Source organism: Parahaliea aestuarii (assembly GCF_008064635.1).
Lineage (GTDB): Bacteria > Pseudomonadota > Gammaproteobacteria > Pseudomonadales > Halieaceae > Parahaliea > Parahaliea aestuarii.
Genome location: NZ_VRYZ01000003.1, coordinates 19,672 through 37,513, shown reverse-complemented (window position 1 = coordinate 37,513; position 17,842 = coordinate 19,672). Strand labels below are relative to the sequence as shown.

General features: G+C 64.4%; 14 protein-coding genes. 2 read left to right on the top strand and 12 right to left on the bottom strand.

The genetic code is table 11. The annotated features are described in order from the left end of the window. Positions 1-78 precede the first annotated feature (78 nt). The 6 genes from FVW59_RS07345 to serA all read right to left on the bottom strand — a co-directional run bounded on the left by FVW59_RS07345 (position 79) and on the right by serA (position 9,690). Positions 79-2,970 (bottom strand): TonB-dependent receptor domain-containing protein, encoded by a 2,892-nt coding sequence (locus FVW59_RS07345; RefSeq protein ID WP_148063611.1) that lies wholly within the window; start codon positions 2,968-2,970, stop codon positions 79-81. Between the two features lie 212 nt (positions 2,971-3,182). Further along, positions 3,183-3,641 (bottom strand): hypothetical protein, encoded by a 459-nt coding sequence (locus FVW59_RS07340; protein WP_148063610.1) that lies wholly within the window; start codon positions 3,639-3,641, stop codon positions 3,183-3,185. Positions 3,642-3,671: 30 nt separating this feature from the next. After that, positions 3,672-6,533 (bottom strand): TonB-dependent receptor, encoded by a 2,862-nt coding sequence (locus FVW59_RS07335; RefSeq protein ID WP_187275809.1) that lies wholly within the window; start codon positions 6,531-6,533, stop codon positions 3,672-3,674. A 199-nt stretch (positions 6,534-6,732) separates the two neighbouring features. Next, a complete protein-coding gene (locus tag FVW59_RS07330; RefSeq protein WP_148063608.1) occupies positions 6,733-7,692 on the bottom strand; it encodes a FecR family protein in 960 nt (319 codons plus the stop codon). A gap of 149 nt (positions 7,693-7,841) precedes the next feature. Further along, positions 7,842-8,402, bottom strand: coding sequence for an RNA polymerase sigma factor (locus tag FVW59_RS07325; RefSeq protein ID WP_246139666.1), 561 nt, complete (start codon positions 8,400-8,402; stop codon positions 7,842-7,844). Positions 8,403-8,460: 58 nt separating this feature from the next. Then, positions 8,461-9,690 carry a phosphoglycerate dehydrogenase gene (gene serA, locus FVW59_RS07320; RefSeq protein WP_148063607.1) on the bottom strand — a complete coding sequence of 410 codons (1,230 nt, stop codon included), beginning with the start codon at positions 9,688-9,690 and terminating at the stop codon, positions 8,461-8,463. A 125-nt stretch (positions 9,691-9,815) separates the two neighbouring features. Between serA and FVW59_RS07315 the strand changes: the two genes are divergently transcribed. Then, the gene (locus tag FVW59_RS07315) at positions 9,816-11,231 is read left to right on the top strand and encodes an FAD-binding oxidoreductase (protein WP_148063606.1); all 1,416 of its coding nucleotides are present in this window, start codon (positions 9,816-9,818) and stop codon (positions 11,229-11,231) included. Positions 11,232-11,238: 7 nt separating this feature from the next. Here FVW59_RS07315 and cysE read toward each other — a convergent pair whose 3' ends face one another. Further along, positions 11,239-12,081, bottom strand: a complete 843-nt coding sequence (gene cysE, locus FVW59_RS07310) for a serine O-acetyltransferase (protein WP_148063605.1) — start codon at positions 12,079-12,081, stop codon at positions 11,239-11,241. Between the two features lie 51 nt (positions 12,082-12,132). Then, positions 12,133-12,795, bottom strand: a complete 663-nt coding sequence (gene trmB / locus FVW59_RS07305) for a tRNA (guanine(46)-N(7))-methyltransferase TrmB (RefSeq protein ID WP_148063604.1) — start codon at positions 12,793-12,795, stop codon at positions 12,133-12,135. A gap of 97 nt (positions 12,796-12,892) precedes the next feature. Between trmB and FVW59_RS07300 the strand changes: the two genes are divergently transcribed. Continuing rightward, positions 12,893-13,618: an acyltransferase gene (locus FVW59_RS07300; protein WP_148063603.1), complete on the top strand. Its 726-nt coding sequence runs from the start codon at positions 12,893-12,895 to the stop codon at positions 13,616-13,618. A 786-nt stretch (positions 13,619-14,404) separates the two neighbouring features. Here FVW59_RS07300 and FVW59_RS07295 read toward each other — a convergent pair. The 4 genes from FVW59_RS07295 to modA are packed head-to-tail and all read right to left on the bottom strand — an operon-like array spanning position 14,405 to position 17,839. Further along, complete coding sequence (locus tag FVW59_RS07295) at positions 14,405-15,385, bottom strand: serine/threonine protein kinase (RefSeq protein WP_148063602.1); 981 nt, start codon at positions 15,383-15,385, stop codon at positions 14,405-14,407. Continuing rightward, positions 15,382-16,473, bottom strand: coding sequence for a molybdenum ABC transporter ATP-binding protein (gene modC / locus FVW59_RS07290; RefSeq protein WP_148063601.1), 1,092 nt, complete (start codon positions 16,471-16,473; stop codon positions 15,382-15,384). The genes FVW59_RS07295 and modC overlap by 4 nt, the downstream gene beginning before the upstream one ends. After that, positions 16,470-17,147 (bottom strand): molybdate ABC transporter permease subunit, encoded by a 678-nt coding sequence (modB, locus tag FVW59_RS07285; RefSeq protein WP_425468397.1) that lies wholly within the window; start codon positions 17,145-17,147, stop codon positions 16,470-16,472. The genes modC and modB overlap by 4 nt, the downstream gene beginning before the upstream one ends. Continuing rightward, positions 17,144-17,839, bottom strand: a complete 696-nt coding sequence (gene modA / locus FVW59_RS07280) for a molybdate ABC transporter substrate-binding protein (protein ID WP_187275808.1) — start codon at positions 17,837-17,839, stop codon at positions 17,144-17,146. Before modA ends, modB begins: the two co-directional genes overlap by 4 nt. Positions 17,840-17,842 lie beyond the last annotated feature (3 nt).

Below are 17,842 nucleotides of genomic sequence, written 5' to 3'. Positions count from 1 at the left end.
CAGAAACGCTGTTGCGTCTCCAGGCGCATAAAAACCCCGCCCGGAAACCGGGCGGGGTTGGAGTGCTAGCGCGGACGCTTAGAACTGCACGGTCAGGCCGACGTACATATAGCGCCCGAGAGCGTCATACATGCCGGGGAAAGTACCGCCGTTACCGTTGTTGGAGGGGCCAGCGCCGTCGCCAACAATCGGGGGCTCTTCGTCCAGGATGTTGTTCACACCCAGGCGCAGGGTAGTGCTGTCCACAACATCCCACACCGCAGCCAGGTCGAAGTAGTCGATGCTGTCGATGTCGACGTTACCGCGCTGGTCGTCGGTGCCGCCGATGTGGCGCCACATCAGGCTGAAGGTCATGTCCCAGGGGGTCAGCCAGGTGGTGCGCAGGTTGTTGCGGAAGTCCGGGGTCGGATATCCACACTCGCCGCCCCACACGCCGTCACAGGAGACAACCGGAGCAACGTCCACTTCCTGCTGATCCCACTTGGTGATCAGGGACATGTTGTTGCTGAAGTTGAGGGAGCCCATGTCGCCGACTGCAACGGTCAGGTCGGCTGAAACGTCGAAGCCTTCAACTTCCTCGCGGGCGAGGTTGTCGTTGGTGGCAACGATGTGGCCGCTGGTATTGACATCGGAGCCCAGCCAGAGGTCACCCAGCGGGCCGCGCTTGACGTTGGCGCAGAGGGCGTCGTTGCCTGCCAGACACTGGTTGAGGATGAACTCGGGGCCGAGGTTGTCGATACCCTGTTCGATCTCGATGGAGTACCAGTCGACGCTGACGTTCAGGCCGTCCAGCACGTCCGGGGTAACCACGATACCGATAGAGTAGGTGTCAGACTCTTCCGGTTGCAGCTCGGTGCTGCCGCCCTGCAGGAAGTTGTACTGACCGGCAAAGGAGTCGACAAAGTTGCCGTACTGCTCGGGGGTTACACCAGAGCGCTGGCACTGGGCCAGGGTGGCGGTCGGCGGGTTGCCGTCGGGGCTGGTCGTACAGGGATCCTGCACCATGTCGAACAGGTTGAAGCCCTGGGGCTGGAACAGTTCGCGGATGTTCGGAGCCCGCACGGCGCGCTGATAGCTACCGCGCAGTTTCAGGTCGCTGTTCAGTGCCCAGGCGGCGCGAATACCGTAAGTGTCGGTAGAAATCGAGTTGTCCTCGATTTCGTACTCGGAGTAGCGGTAGCCGAGGTCCAGGGTCACTTCTTCTGCGAAGGCGGCGCCTTCGATCACTGGAATGCTCATCTCGGTGAAGAATTCCGTGACATCGTAGGAGCCGTCAACCGCTGGCGTGGCGCCACCCTGGCCGGCGCCCAGACCGAGCTGGAAGCCCTCGTCCGGGTTGAAGCTCAGGCTTTCCTTGCGGTATTCAGCACCCACAACGATTTCCACGCCGCTGTCGGCGGTGGGCAGCTGGATGCCGTAGTCGCCGAGGCTACCGGCCACGTAGCCGGAGAACACTTTCTGCTCGGTGGTGCCGCGGGCGAACAGGGGCAGGGTCATGTAGGCCGGGGCCGCGGGATCGACACCGCCGGTCTGCCAGATGTTCCAGGGCACACAGTTGGGGTCGGAGCCGTCTACAACAGACGCACAGGTAGTGTCGCCGGTTTCGGGGTCAATGACCGCATCCACTGCGTTGGCAATCTTGGTGTTGGAGAGGTCGTTGTAGTAGGTGTTTTCCATCGACACCTGGGAGTACAGGCCGTAGACGTCGTAGCGCCAGGTCTCATTGATGTCACCGCGGAAGCCGAATACGCCACGGAAGGTGGTGTGACGCAGATCCTGGTTACGTGGACCGCCCTCTACGTTACGACGCAGCACGGTGATCGGTGCGGTGCCGTCGTCGTTCAGTGTGTCGAGATCGCCGAACAGGATGCCGCGCTGCTGATCCGACAGGAAGGGGTTGTCGGGGGAGATGTTAAGTGCGAGACCGAAGGCGCCGGAGGGGGCGATCTGAGCGTTGGTCTGGTTGTCCATGAAGCTCAGTTCGGTGTAGGTCTCAACATGCTCGTTGATGGTGAAGCGGCCAAAGGCGCCGCCGGTGTAACGCTCGTCCGGACGCTGGTAGGAGTTCAGCGGGCCGTAGTTGTACACCTTGTTGCCAGGGATGAACTGGTTGCCGTCCACAAAGAACACCCCAGCCGGGGTGATGAAGGTACCTTCCGCACTGGTGCCGGAACCCAGACAGCCGCTGGCGGTGGTGTTGAGTGCACAGGAGGAGTAGTCGCGCTGGCTCTGGAACACAGCGTCAATTTCACGATAGCCGGCGTAGGCGGTCACGTTGCCGCGGCCGTTGGCCAGGTTGCTACCGATGACCAGAGACCAGTCCTGGATGTCGCCGTCAGTGGCGCTGCCGTCCGGGAAGGGGAAACCTGCGCCGCCGACGATGTCCTGCAGGTGGTCGTTGTCGTTGTCGTGCTGGTACTGGCTGAACTGATAGTCGAACTTCACGCCTTCGAAGTCGTCCATCATGATGAAGTTGACAACACCGGCAACCGCGTCGGAACCGTAGGTCGCGGAGGCGCCGCCGGTCAGTACTTCAACGCGCTCGATCAGCGCGGCCGGAATCTGGTTGATGTCAGCACCGCCAGAACCGCCCTGGATGGGGGAGCCGGCGGGCAGGCGGCGGCCGTTGACCAGAACCAGGGTGCGCTCGTCGCCGAGGTTACGCAGGTTCAGGGTGGCGGTACCGGTGGCGCCGTTGGCCTGGCTGGAGTTCTGGTTGGAGTACACCTGAGGCAGGTTCTTCATCAGGTCCTCGACGCGGGTGGCGCCCTGGAACTTGAACTCTTCCGCGTCGACCTGGGTGACCGGAGACGCGCTGACGAGGTTGGCCTTCTGGATACGGGAGCCCGTAACCACGACCTCTTCTACCATCAGTTCGTCCTGGGCGTTGGCCACAGACGGCAGGATTGCCGCTGCGCTCATGCCCAGGGCAGCGGAAACTGCCATGGTGAGACGGTTTTTCTTTAACATATCAATACCCCTGTACTTTATGTTAAGCATGCTTTTTCCTGTGGCCGATGCCACTGGATACCCACATTAAACGAATCTAGTCAGAGTTCCCTCAATGCGCCTGTGCATTTTGTAACAATTTCACAAAATACGCCGGGAACTCGTCAAATTACCGTTAATAGCTGCCTCAAAAAGCTGCTGTAAACCCCTGAAACAGCGGCAGATATCAATCGCTATTGATTGACGCGGGTTACGCCAATGGATTTGCCGCTCTCGACGTGGGTCAGGCGGAAAAAGCCAAAGAAGTTTTTCTCGATCACCACCCGCCGGTCGCTGCCGCTATAGGGAAAACGGCCGTCCAGTCGCTGGCGCCATAGCTGGCCGTTGTCGAGGGGAAACAGGGTGTCGCCGCTCCAGCCGCTGAAGTCGCCCTTCACTTCGGCTTCAATGCGAATGTCCTGCTCCGCCTGCTTCACTTCCTCGCTGGATTCGCGCAGGGCCTGGGCTTCGCCGGCGGTGTAGCCTACCAGCCAGCGGTTCAGCGCTTCGCGCTCTGCGGGGCTGAGCTTGTCGAGGCCCGCGGCGCGGAAATCCTCCGGGCTCATCAGTTGCTCAATGCCGGGAAAATCCTTCGGTTGGGCGCTGGCGAGGGCGGCAGTGAACGCAAGGCAGAGGGGAAACAGGTGGCGCATGGGATCTCCTGAAGGTGAGGGTAAGTGTGGTCAGAACCGCTGGCTGAGGCGGGTGTAAAAGTAGCGCCCCTTCAGTTCGTGGGTGCGCCCGTCGATATTGTCGTTGAAGGCCGAAGCCGCCAGCGGCGCCGCTTCATCCAGGGCGTTGTCCACGCCCAGGGACCAGCGCAGCCCGGCCAGCAGATCAAAGGTATAGCTGAGCTGCAGGTCGAGCACTGTCCAGGCGTCGATCTGGCGACGGCGGTTGCTGCCGGGGACGATCTCGGTCATGCCCGCCACGTGGTGGAGGTCGGAACTGGCGTGCCAGCGCTGGTGCTCCCAGCGCAGGCCCAGCTGCCACTTCCAGTCGGGAATGCCGCCCAGGCCCTCGGAGGCCTCGTCGCGGAATGTGCCAGCCAGGTTGATTTCCGGCGCCGTGGTGTCGAGCTGGGCCAGGTACTCCTGCAGGTAGGTGGCGCTGCCGCTGAAGGAGAGTTGCCCCCAGGGCTGCCGCGGCAGGTGATAGTTGAGGCCCAGGTCGGCACCTCGCACCAGGCGCCGGCCGACATTGATATTGGTCGCTGTCACCAGCGCCAGGTTGCCGGCGTCATCGCGGCGCACGCTGTCGGTAAAACTGCCAAAGCGGGCGTTCTGGTCGACAATGAACTGGGCGCTGGAGGCCACCACGTCGTCCTGGTCGATCTGGAACAGGTCGAGGCTCAGTCGCAAGCCGTCGGCGGCGGATGGTGACCACACCATGCCGGCGCTGTAGCTGACGGAGGTCTCCGGTTTGAGGTCCGGGTTGCCGCCGCGCACGGTGAGGAACTGATTGCGACTGGGATCGGCTTGCTGGCCGTTGCAACCCGGCAGGCTGGCGGCCAGCGGTGCCTGGGTGCAGGGGTCGTTGATAAAGGCCTGCTCTTCGCTGGCGCCCTCGTACAGTTCGTTCAGGCTGGGCGCGCGGAAGCCGGTGGCATAGCCGGCCCGCAGCAGCAGGTCCTTGCCCAGTTGCAGGCGCAGGCCGAGCTTGGGGTTGGTGCTGTCGCCAAAATCACTGTAGGTCGAATAGCGGATGGCGCCGTCGAAGTAGAGCGCCTGGTGTCCACTCTGGCTGCGCCACAGGGGCAGGGCGGTTTCGGCGTAGAACTCGGCGATCTTGCGCGTGCCGCTGGTGGCTTCGAAATTGGTGGCGCCGATGGTGCCGGTGCTGGCCAGCAGGGCATCGGGCCGTTTGCTGGTGGTCTCCTGCCGATATTCGCCGCCGAAGGCGATATCACCGCGGCCTGCAGGCAGGTGCAACAAAGCGTTGCTGACATTCATGCTGATGGTGCTGAGCTTGCTGTAGCCACTGACCGTGCCATTGGCGCGGATATAGTCCACCTGTTCTGGACCGATGCTGCCGGCGGAGCCGCTGAGGTCCACCGGTACACAGCCGTCGATGGCGAGCCCAAGGCAGCCGGAAGCCGGCCCCAGCGCCCGCCGCAGGCGGTCGGCGTTCACCAGGTTGGTGTTGGTTTCGCTGGCCTCCGAGCGGCTCCAGCTGTAGCCCACATCCCAGTTCCAGTTGGCGTGGAGCCCTTCCAGCACGGTGCTCAAGCGCATCACCTCCGATGCGTTGTGCTGTTCGCGTTGCGGCAATTCCACCAGCCGGCGGCGGATGTCGCTGACTTCGACGCCGAAGTCGTTGTAGATGTTGTCCGCCGCCAGGTTCAGGGGCTGTTGCTCGAAAGCGGTGAACACCGGTGTCGGCGCGAGATCGGCGCTGGCGTCGGTCTCGAGGTAGGTCATTTCCACCAGGCCGGTGACCTGGTCGGTGAAGTCGTAGCTCAGGTTACCGTAGAGGCTGGTGCGCTCCATCGGCACCACGGCGGTGGTGTCGGCCTGGAAGTTGAACAGGTCATCGGGGCCGGCCGGACGGTAGCCGTCGCCGTCGGCGATCAGGGTGCGCCCGTCGGGCAGGGTGACCCGGGCATCCGGGGTCGCGCTGGAGCGCTGGTCGCCGCCGCCCAGTGCGCGGGCGTCGGCGTTGCGTGACACAGCCCGGTCGCGGCTGAAAATCGGGTCCTGCTCATAGTGGGAAGCGCTCAGGAAAACCGAGCCCCGCGGCAGTCCGCTGCCGTACTGCAGGGTGTTGGTGCGGGTCTGCAGGTCGCCGCGGCTGGTTTCGCCGTAGAAGGTTTCCGCCAGCAGGCCGCGGAAGTCCTGTTTCATGATGACGTTGACCACCCCGGCGATGGCGTCGGAACCGTAGATGGCGGAGGCGCTGTCCTTGAGAATCTCGATGCGCTCCACCGCCGCCGGCGGAATACTGTTGAGATCCACCGACTCCCCGGCCAGGCCGTCGTTGGCCACCCGGCGGCCGTTGATCAGGATCAGGGTATTGCTGGCGGGCAGGCCGCGCAGGGTCACACTGGCGGTGCCGTCGCCGCCGTTGGCGATGGCAGTGCTGGTGGAGTTGCCCACCACCGCCGGTACGAACTTGAGCAGTTCCCCCAGGGACTGGGCGCCGCTGAGCTCGATTTCCGGGGCCCGGAAAACATCGACCGGGGCGGCGCCGGTGTAGCTGTTGCGGCGGATACGCGAGCCGGTCAGGCGGCTGCCGTAAACATAGGTCTCTTCGATGCCGGGGACATAGACCGGGTTGTTGCTGACGGTTTCACTGGGAGTGTCACAGTCGTTGGTGTCGCACTCACTGGCGTAGATCGCCACGATACGCTCGTCGATCAACGCCCAGTCGAGGCCGGAGTCTGCCAGCAGTGCGTCGAGCGCCTCGTCGCGGCGGTAGCGGCCGATCAGGGGCGAGGTACTGAGATGGCGGGTCAGGCGGTCGGAGAAAACGATGGCCTGGCCGCTCTGCTGGCTGTAGCGGATCAGGGCGCCGGACAGGGGGCCCGCTTCAATGCTGTAGCGCACCTGCGCCGCTGCGGCGTCAGGGGGCGTTTCCGCCGCGGAAAGCCGGGCGCAGGCGAGCAGCCCAAGGAGGGCAAAACGGGCTGGTTGGTACCATCTCCCGTGCTGGCCGAGCATGCTGCCCCCGTGGATGCGCCTTTGCAAGCCTATGAAAATTCAGGGATTTTCTGGGACGGTTGGCGACCCAAACGCACGTTATAACTTACTGTGCGGCGGGTAGCAACTGCAGGGAGTGGGAGCCGTAGCGGGATACGCGAATGCCGTGACTGCGCTCCAGCGCCTCCAGTACGGCCAGCGGCTGGTCGAGCTGGAAAACACCGGAAACGGTGAGGGTCGCGACGGCGGGGTCGGCGACGATAATGCGCATGTTCTGGTAGCGCTCCAGCTCGCTGGCCAGCTGCGGCAGCGGCATTTCACGGGCGATCAGTTGCCCCTGCCGCCAGGCCAGTTGCGGGCTGATATCGGCGGCGGCGCTGGCGCTGAAGCCCGCGGGGGTGGCCTGCAGGCGCTGGTTGGCGTGCAGTACTTCGCTGGCAGCGGCGCGGGAGCTGGGGGCGTTGGCCTCGGTCACCCGCACCACGCCTTCGGATACCGTGATCTCACTGCTGCGCGCGTCGTGCCGCAGGACATTGAAGGCGGTGCCCACCACGGTGATGTGGGTGGGGCCTGCGTCCACTTCGAAGGGGCGCGCGGCATCGGGTTCCACGTCAAAAAACGCTTCGCCGTCCTGCAACACCACCCGGCGGACCGACTCGCCGAGTTCGGCGCTGACGCGGGTGTTGGTGTTCAGGGTGATCTGCGAGCCGTCTTCCAGGGTAACGGTGCGACGCTCGCCGAGGGCGGTCTGGAATTGGTGGCGGGTCGGGGGTTCCGGCTGCAGCTGCGGCAACAGGACAACAGCCAGCAGCGCAGTGGCCGCCACCGCGAGGGCACCGCCGAACCAGCGGCGACGGGGAGCCGCTGGCGTGTCGAAGTCGGGCAGGTGCTGCAGGCAGCCGAGGTCATCCCACAGGTTCTGCATGGCGTCCATGGCGCGGCCGTGGTCGGCATCGTCCGCCAGCCACAGGGCGAAGTCCTGCCGGTCGCCTTCACTGACTTGGCCTGAGCGGAAGCGGGCAATCCAGCCCAGTGCCGCGTCGCAATCCTGTTCAAACTTTTCCATGCACTCTGGCTTTGTAATAGGGCTTCGTTATGGTTTCCTGTGCAACTGTTCCAGCGCCCTTGCGGAGGCGGTGGTCAATCCCTTTTCGGTTGCACCCTGTTAGTTGGTATTAGTGTGACGGATGGCCCGCCAGTTCCCTCAATAAAAAATCAGTTCTCCGGCGGCTTTTCTTCCCCCGCATAGTGCGCCGCCAGCCGCCGCCGGCAGTGCTGCAGCGCCTGCAGGATGTACTTCTCGACGCTGGAGACGGACACGCCCATCTCGCGGGAAATATCGTTGTAGGACAGACCGCTCTTGCGGTGCAGCAAAAAGGCCTGGCGCACCTTCAGCGGCAGTTCTTCCACTGCGCTGTAGATGGCGCTGAGTTTTTCCCGCGCACCCAGGATCTGTTCCGGCGAGGCGCCGCCGGCGTTGAGGTCGGTGCTGTCGTCCTCTATGCCCTGGCCGCCTTCGATTTTAAGGAAACGGAAGTGCAGCTTGCGCCGGCGCAGCTGATCCACTGCCAGGTTGGTGGCGACCTGGTAGAGAAAGGCGCGGGCGTTGTCGAGCTGCTGGGGGGACTCCATCCGGTGCAGGCGCAGGAAGGCTTCCTGGGCGACCTCGGCGGCGTCGTCGGGGTTGTCCATCTTGCGTGCGAGATACTTTTCCAGGGCCGGCTGGTGTGTGCTCACCATCGCGGCCAGGAACTCGTCTTTCGCGGAATCGGGCAAGGGCGGTTGGGTTCCGGTCAGAGTGCGGCGCCCCGGGCTGGCGCGCCGCATGGCGTGCTCAGAATAGTACGCGAGTGCGAATCGTACCGTCTACGGCGGCCAGCTTCTCCAGCGCGATGTCGGAGTAGTCGGCGTCGATGTCGATCACCACATAGCCTACCTTCTCATTGGTTTGCAGGTACTGGGCCGAGACGTTGATGGCATTTTCCGAGAACACGGTGTTGATGGCGCTCATCACCCCGGGCACATTGTGGTGGATGTGCAGCAGGCGGTGGCTGCCGGCGTGTTCCGGCAGGGCCACTTCCGGCATGTTGACCGCGGAGGTGGTGGTGCCGTTGTCGCTGTAGCGGGCCAGTTTCTCGGCCACTTCCATGCCGATGTTCTCCTGCGCCTCCACGGTGCTGCCGCCGATGTGAGGGGTGAGGATGGTGTTGTCGAACTCGCGCAGGGGCGAGACGAATTCCTCGTCGTTGGAGCGCGGCTCCACCGGGAATACGTCGATGGCGGCGCCGGACAGCTTTTCTTCGCGCAGGGCGGTGGCGAGGGCGTCGATGTCCACTACCGTGCCGCGGGAGGCGTTGATCAGAATGCTGCCGGCGGGCATCAGGGCCAGCTGCTCGGCGGCGATCATGTTCTGGGTGCTGGCGGTTTCGGGCACGTGCAGGCTGACCACGTCGGCCTGGGACAGCAGCTGGTTCAGGCTGGGTACCTGGCGGGCGTTGCCGAGGGGCAGCTTGTTGACCACGTCGTAGAACAGCACCTGCATGCCCATGCTCTCGGCGATCACGCCGAGCTGCATGCCGATGTTGCCGTAGCCGACGATGCCCAGCTTCTTGCCGCGAATTTCAAAGGAATTGGCGGCGGATTTCTGCCACTGGCCGCGGTGGGCGGCGGCGTTCTTCTGGGCCACGCCGCGCAACAGCAGGATGGCCTCGGCGATCACCAGTTCCGCCACGGAGCGGGTGTTGCTGAAAGGGGCGTTGAACACGGCAATGCCGCGCTCGGTAGCGGCGCCCAGATCGACCTGGTTGGTGCCGATGCAGAAGCAACCGACAGCCACCAGTTTCTGGGCGGCCTCGAATACGTCCGCGGTGAGCTGGGTGCGCGAGCGGATGCCGACAAAGTGGGCGCTGGCGATAGCCGCCTTCAGCTCCTCGGTGGGCAGGGCTTTCTGGTGCAGTTCGATATTCTCGTACCCGGACTGGCGCAGGGTTTCCACGGCGGAGGGGTGGACGCCCTCCAGCAGGAGAAATTTGATCTTGCTCTTTTCCAATGACTGTTGCGCCATGGCGGTGCCGGCTCCGTTACAAAGACTGTGTCTGTGGGGGTTGCGAGGGGCGCGTATGGTACCATACGCCGCCCTGAAAACAGCGCCGGACCCGGCGCGCCGTGAAAATTACCCGAGGACCTTTTGTGAACGATCTGGCCACTCCCCGCCTGAGTCCCGCGACCCTGTCCGCCCTGGCGGATATTGTGGGCGCAGAGCGCGTGTTGACCGATGCCGAATCCGCCGCGCACTACGGCCGTGACTGGACCCGCTTTCACACGCCGACCCCTTCAGCGGTGCTGCTGCCGGGCTCGATTGAAGAGGTGCAGGACATTGTGCGCCTGGCCGCCCGCGAGGGGCTGGCCATCGTGCCCTCCGGCGGGCGCACCGGCCTCAGCGCCGGCGCTGTCGCCGCAAATGGCGAACTGGTCATCGCCCTGGACCGCCTCAGCAGCATTGCCGATTTCAACCCGGTGGAGCGCACCGTGCGCTGTGGCGCCGGCGTCATTACCGAACAGTTACAGCAATTTGCCGAGGGCCAGGGGCTTTACTACCCGGTGGATTTCGCCTCGGCGGGCTCCAGCCAGATCGGCGGCAATATCTCCACCAATGCCGGGGGTATCAAGGTGATCCGCCACGGCATGACCCGGGACTGGGTGGCCGGCCTCAAGCTGGTCACCGGCACCGGGGAACTGCTCGACCTGAATCGCGGCCTGGTGAAAAACAACGCCGGTTACGATCTGCGCCAACTGGTGATCGGTGCCGAGGGTACCCTCGGCATCGTGGTAGAGGCCACCATGGCCCTGGCCCGCCCGCCGCAGGACCCGGCGGTACTGGTGCTGGGTGTGCCGGACATGGGCGCCATCATGCAGGTGCTGGCCGCCTACCAGGCAAAAATGGATCTGCAGGCTTTTGAATTTTTCTCCGAGCTGGCCCTGCAGAAAGTGGTTGAGCACCAGGGCCTGCAGCGTCCCTTCGAAACACCGGCCGAATACTACGCCCTGCTGGAGTTCGAGCAGCTCACCGGGGCGGACATGGAGCAGGCCATGGCGTTGTTCGAGCACTGTGTGGAACAGGGCTGGGTGGTGGATGGCGTGGCCAGTCAGAGCGTGGCCCAGGCGGAGAGCCTGTGGCGCCTGCGGGAGGATATCTCTGAAACCATTTCCCGCTGGACACCCTACAAGAACGACATTTCCACCACCGTGGCCAAGGTGCCGGACTTCCTCAGCGAGGTAGAGCAGGTAGTGAATGGCGCCTACCCGGACTTCGAGATCGTCTGGTTCGGCCACATTGGCGACGGCAATGTCCATCTCAACGTGCTCAAGCCCGATGACCTGCCGGTCGACGAGTTCAAGCAGCGCTGCGGCGAGGTCAGCCAGTGGGTGTTCGAGATTGTGCAGCGCTACGGTGGCAGTGTTTCCGCCGAGCACGGCGTCGGCCTGCTGAAAAAGGATTACCTGCCATACAGCCGCTCAGAGCTGGAGATCGACCTGATGCGCCAGATCAAGCGCGCCTTCGACCCTGCCGGGATCATGAACCCCGGCAAGATCTTCGACGCCTGAGAGGGACTTAGCTGGCTTTCTGCTGCTTGGCTGCCACTTCCTGCTGCTGGGCTGCCACTTCGTCGCAGCAGAAATCGTGATCCATCTCCAGCGCTGGCGATTCCGAGGCCGGGCGGCCGACCACCTTCGCCGGTACCCCCGCCACCGTCGTATGGGGCGGCACTTCCTCCAGTACCACTGAACCGGCGCCGACCTTGGCGCCGTCACCCACCCGGATATTGCCGAGAATCTTCGCGCCAGCGCTGATCAACACCCCGTTGCCGATTTTCGGGTGGCGGTCGCCGTCTTCCTTGCCGGTGCCGCCGAGGGTCACCGATTGCAGGATGGACACGTTGTTGCCGACGACAGCGGTCTCGCCGATGACAAGGCCGGTGGCGTGATCCAGTAGCAGGCCGTGGCCCAGCTTTGCCGCCGGGTGAATGTCCACCGCGAATTCCGAGGACATGCGGTTCTGGAAAAACAGGGCCAGCGAGCGGCGCCCGCGATTCCACAGCCAGTGCGCCACGCGGTGGGTCTGCAGGGCGTGGAAGCCCTTGAAGTAGAGAAAGGGCACGTAGAGTTCATTGCAGGCGGAGTCGCGCTCCTCTACGGCCAGCAGGTCGGCGCGCACGGTTTTGCGCAGGCAGCTGTCGTCGGTGAACGCTTCCTCCATCACCTCGCGCAACAGCAGGGCGGAGGCCGCCGGGCTGTCCAGCTGATTGGCCAGGTGGAAGCTGAGCGCGTGTTCAAGCCGGTTGTGGTTGAGGATGGTGGCGTGCAGATAGCTGGCCAGCATGGGCTCGGCGGCTGCCTGGGCGCGGGTTTCCTCGTGGATGCGTTCCCACACCGGGTCATCGTGAATTGCAGACATCAATGCTATCTCCAGTCGGGCCGGCCATCATACCGGACACCACAGCATCCATCATACCCCCTGGGCCCGGCCCTGGTAACGCCACAGGGCGTGACCGCTTTTGCGGTACTTGTCCTCAAAAAGCGTGAGGGGGGGGGGCTCGCCGGGGATGCGCTCCACCTGCCCACGGCGGCCGGCCAGATGCATGGCGAGGCCGAATTCCTCCACATAGACCTGCCAGTTGGAGCGCAGTTCAACCCTGCCGCCGAGCTGCAGCAGCAGGGGGAAGCTGGCGTGGCCGTGAATACGCCGCTGCAGGTGGCCGGGCTTGGGCCAGGGATTGGGATAGAGAAGGTAGTGGCGCTCTGGCCGCCAGCGCCTTTCCAGCAGCAATTGCCAGATAGCCTCGCACTCCGCCCGCAGCAGCAGGTAGTTGCCGCCGCCACCTGCAACATGACGCTGCAGGCGCTGGGCCGACTTGTCGATACCGACGACCAGATGTTGCGGATACTGTTGCGCCAGCGTGGCGGTGCTCTGGCCGGTACCGCAGAAAGAGTCCAGCAGCAGCGGCCGCGACCTGGATTGCAGTGCCGCTTCCAGTTCCGCGAAGGCCGCCCGGTTGAAATCCGCCACCGGTTTGCGCCAGGGCTGTGCCAGGTGACGATGAACAAGGGCCGGCAGCTTCGGGTGCGTCCAGAGCTGGCTGCTGCTGACCGGCCGTGAGTTGGCTTGCAAAAACGGGGTGCTCCTGTAAAAGTGTGTGCCGGCAAAAAGCGCCGCTATCCGATAATAGATTCAGCAATAACAGATTCGCCAGTACAAGGCTCCCCGCATGCGCAAGGACAACCGTCCCTACTGGCTGAAAAAAGCCTACCTCTCCTTCCGTCGCTGGTACACCGACTACTTTCTGCGCCCCGAGTGCGAGTACTTCGGACCCTATGAAACGGTCATGAAGCCCTGGTTCGTTCACATCTCCGGTCCGAACATCCGCATTGGTCGCAGTTTCACGGCCATCGGCGAACCCCAGCACCGGGTGGAAATCGGCGTGTGGGGCCGGGAGGAAGGCGCCGGCAGGGTTGAGATCGGCGACTGTGTGCTGATGAGCCCGGGTTCCCGCATCAGCGCTTCTGACGAAATCACTATCGGCGATGGCACCATGTTCGCCAACGGCGCCTATGTGACTGATTCCGACTGGCACGGCATCTACGATCGCACCCGGCGTGACGAGGGGGTGACGCCTGTGCATATCGGCCGCAATGTGTGGCTGGGGGATCATGCCACTGTCCTGAAGGGCGTGACGATTGGCGACAATTCGGTAGTCGCGGCCCGCGCTGTGGTTACCCGGGATGTGCCGGCCAATGTGGTGGTGGCGGGCAATCCGGCGAGGGTGGTCAAGGAGCTGGATGCCGATCGCGGTTTTACGACCCGGCTGGATTATTTTAGGGATCCGGAGGGGATGGAGCGGTTTTTTGATGAGGTGGACCGGCAGGTGCTGGGGGAGAACAGTTCCTGGCGGTGGTTGTGGGGAGTGGTATATCCGAAGTCCAGGCGTGACTAGGTAGTGTTGGTCTATATGTTGGCGGCCTTGCCGCCGCTGCGTTGCTGTGGATAATTCGCGCGGCCTTGCGGCCGCTGCGTCGTCGGCGATCAGGGGAGTTTCTTTTGCTCTATTCCGGGCGGCCTTGCGGCCGCTGCGTCGCCGGCGATCAGGGGAGCTTCTTTTACTCCATTCCGGGACGATCGGCTGTGCCTTCCTTTGGGTGATTTTTAGCTCGGTAGTTGCAGCCGGCTTTGTTGTGACCTCCGAGTGCACAGGATTTTGTGCACGTTGATCGTTCTGAAGTTCGGTAGTGCCCTTCGCGGGGGCTGGTGACGCTGTAAGGGCAGACCGCGCTCACAGCCGCCGCCCTCCAAGTCCGTAAAAGAAGCTCCCCTGCTCGCCGTCAACGCGGCGGGGAAACCGCACCATGGGTGCTTTGTTGCGAAAGAATGCTGGACCCGCCAAACCGACCGAACCCACCGATCTCTCCATCCGAAGACAGTCACCTCCCGCTGGCACCCGCATTGACGTCGGCGGGGGAAAGCCTTTTGCGGACTTGGAGGGCGGCGGCTGTGGGCTCGGTCCACACTTACGGAGTCACCCGGCCTCGCGAAGGGCACTGCCGAACTTCAGAACGATCAGCGTGCCAAGAATTCTGTGCACACAGCGGTCACAACGAAGCCGGCAGCAACTAACGAGGTAAAGAATCCCCCAGGGAAGGCACAGCCGATCGTCCCGGAATGGAGCAAAAGACTTTCACCGGCCGGCGGCGATGCAGCGGCCCACAGGGCCGCCACCAGCCCCTCACAACAACCGCAGCGGCTCCTCCTGCAAAGCGCCAAGCTGCTCCCGCAACTCCAGAATATGGTCCGCCCAGTAGCGCTCCGTATTGAACCACGTAAAACTGCGGGGAAACGCCGGGTCCTCCCAGCGCCGCGCCAGCCAGGCCGCATAGTGCACCAGGCGCATCGAGCGCAGCACCTCCACCCAGCGTAACTGACGCGGACTGAAATCGCAGAACTCCGAATAGCCCTCGATCAGCTCACAGAGTTGCAGTTCCCGCTCATGGCGCTCGCCGCTGAGGAACATCCACAAATCCTGGATCGCCGGGGCACTGCAACAATCATCGAGATCCACAAAATGCGCCGTATCGTCGCGCCATAGAATATTGCCCACATGACAGTCGCCGTGGACCCGAATCCAGTCCGCTGGTTGTATCTCCGCGTACAGCGTCTCCACAATCTCCAGCAAATCCTCGGTGAGTGTGGCATAGGCCGGGCGCAACTCCGCGGGGATGAAGTGCTCGATGATGAACTCCCGCGGCTCTGCCAGCAGTCGCTGCACAGTGAGGGCCGGGCGGTATTTGAAAGGGCGGGCAGCGCCAACCGCGTGGATGCGGCCGAGGGTGCGGCCGAGGACCAGTTGGCTGTCGGGATTGTCCAGTTCGGGCGGGTAGCCGCCGCGACGCTTGAACAGCGCGAAGCGGAAACCGCCGTGGCGGTGGAGGGTTTCTCCGTCGTCATTGGCCATGGGAGCAACCACCGAAATATCGGCCTCCACCAGTTCGCGGCTGAAGCTGTGCTCCTCCAGAATCTGCTCGTCGCTCCAGCGCTCGGGGCGATAGAACTTGGCGATGAGAGGCTCGCCCTCCTCCAGGCCGACCTGGTAGACCCGGTTCTCGTAACTGTTCAGGGCGAGCAGGCGGGCGTCGCTGAGGTAGCCGGCCGATTCGACAGCGTCGATCACCATATCCGGAGTAAGCGTTTCGTAGGGATGCTGATTCATGCTGGCTCGGCTGTCTCCGTGAGCAGGGCAGTGCTCTTGATCTGGGCAAACAGCTTATCACCTACCTTGAGTTGCAGCGCAGTGGCAGATTTGCGGGTGATGCGCGCCAGCAGGAACTGCTCCCCTGCGCGCAGCCGCACCAGCAGGCGCGGAGCGTCGCCGGGTTCTATTTCGTCCAGTTGTACCGGCAAAATATTGAGGATGCTGGTGTCCCGTGGCAGTTCCCGGCACAGGCTGACGTCCCGTGCGGGAATGCGCAGGCGATGCAGTGAGCCGATCTCGCCGGGCAGGTGGTTGACCCACAGGCTGTTGCCCTCGCAGTGCAGTTCACTGAGGCCGAAGGGGCTGTCGTGGGCGGCCAGCTGGCAGTGCACGATGGCGGCGGCCTGCTCGTCTTTGGCCAGGGCGCTGTCGATACGGCTGGACAGATCCAGCATGCTGCCGTGTTCGGTGACACGCCCGGCGGCCAGGATCAGCAGGCGATCTGCCAGGTGGCTGACTTCCTCGGCGTCGTGGCTGACGTAGAGGGCGGGAATGCGACTGGCGGCGATGGCGTGGCGCAGGGCGGCCAGGCACTGGCGGCGGCTGTCGCCGTCGAGGTTGGCCAGGGGCTCATCCAGCAACAGCAGGCGCGGCGCCGCCAGCAGGGCCCGCCCCATGGATACGCGCTGGCGCTGGCCGGCGGACAGGGTGTCCGGGGCGCGGTGCAGCAAGTCCTGCAGGCCGAGCCAGGCGCAAACCTGCGCCAGCGTTGGGCCCTTCGCGGAGACTTTGCGGCGCTGGCCGTAGGTCAGGTTGCCCCGCACATCGAGGTGAGGGAACAGGCGCGCATCCTGGAAGACGTAACCGATCCCGCGCCGCCAGGGGGGCAGGCTGTGGCCGGTATCCACCCAGGTTTCGTCGTCGAAGGCGATGCGGCTGCCGGGCTCGGGCGCGCGCAGGCCGGCGACACATTCCAGCAGCGTGGTTTTGCCGCTGCCGCTGGCGCCGAACACTGCGGTTACTCCAGTGAGGGAAAGCCGTTCAGTGATGTCCAGCGCGAAGCCATCGGCGCCGGCGCAGCGCAGCGCCAGATCGAGTGCGCTCATTGCTGGTCCGCCCGCGGGCGGCCGTTATTGCGATAGAGCAGGAACAGCAGCAGCAGGGAGAACACCACCAGCCCGCCCGCCAGGCGGTGGGCCTCGGCAAATTGCAGGGATTCCACATAGTCATAGAGCGCCACCGAGACCACCCGGGTCTCCCCGGGAATATTGCCGCCGATCATCAGGATGACGCCGAACTCGCCCACGGTATGGGCAAAGCCGAGACAGGCCGCCACCAGAAAGCTGCGCCGGCACAGGGGCGCCACCACACTGCGGAACTGGTCCAGCGGTGTGGCCCCCAGGGTGGCGGCGGCCTGCAGCAGGGTCGTCGGCACCCGGGCGAAGGCGGCCTGCAGCGGTTGCACGACAAAGGGCAGAGAGTAGATCACCGAGCCGATGACCAGGGCGCTGAAGCTGAAGGCCAGCTGCTGGCCGGTGAGCCGCTGCCACAGGGCGCCAACGGCGCTGTCCGGCGCCAGCATCAACAGCAGGTAAAAGCCGAGCACGGTCGGCGGCAGAATCAGCGGCATGGCCACCAGGGCCTCCACCAGCGCGGGTAAATTGCCACGCCGGCGCGACAGCCACCAGGCCAGCGGCGTGCCCAGCAACATCAGGATCAGGGTGGTGGTACCGGCCAGTGCCAGGGTCAGCCGGACGGCATCGAGCTCGGCGGCGGTCACGGGCAGGGGCCGTATCCGGCGGCCTGCAGGCGGGCCTGCACGGGGGGGCTGCCTAGCCAGGCGAGAAAGCGGCGGGCGGCAGTGCTTCGTTCGCTGTTGAGAATCAGCGCTTCCTGGCGCAGGGGGTCGTGCCATGCGGCGGGTACCGGTATGCCCCTGTCCCCCGCCAGCGAGCGCGGTACCAGCGCCAGGTCGACGCTGCCGCTGTGCCAGAACTGCCAGGTCTGGACCACATTGTTGCCCTGCACCTGTTTGCGGCCCTGGCCGGCGGCGTAGGCGGGCCTGGCCAGCACCTGCCCGGCGGCCAGACCGTAGGGAGCAGTGGCCGGGTTGGCGATGGCGAGGCTGAGGGCGGGATTGGCCAGCGCATCCAGTGAATCGCTACCCACCAGCACCAGCTGGCCCAGGGCATAGCAGCTGCGCTGGTCGCCCAGGCCTTCGGCCTCCAGCAGTGCAGGTCGCTCGCTGTCCGCCGCCAGCAGGACATCGAAGGGCGCGCCGTGGCGAATCTGGCTGTAGAGCACGCCGGTGGAGGCGCTGCTCAGGCTGAGGGCAGTGCCATCGGCCGCTTCGAAGTCCGGGGCCAGGGTTTCGAGTACTGCGCGGAAATTGGCAGCCACGGCCACGCGGAGGGTGTCGCCGGCATGCGCCGGCAGGGACAGCAACAGGATTAGCAGGCACAGCAATCGCACGGG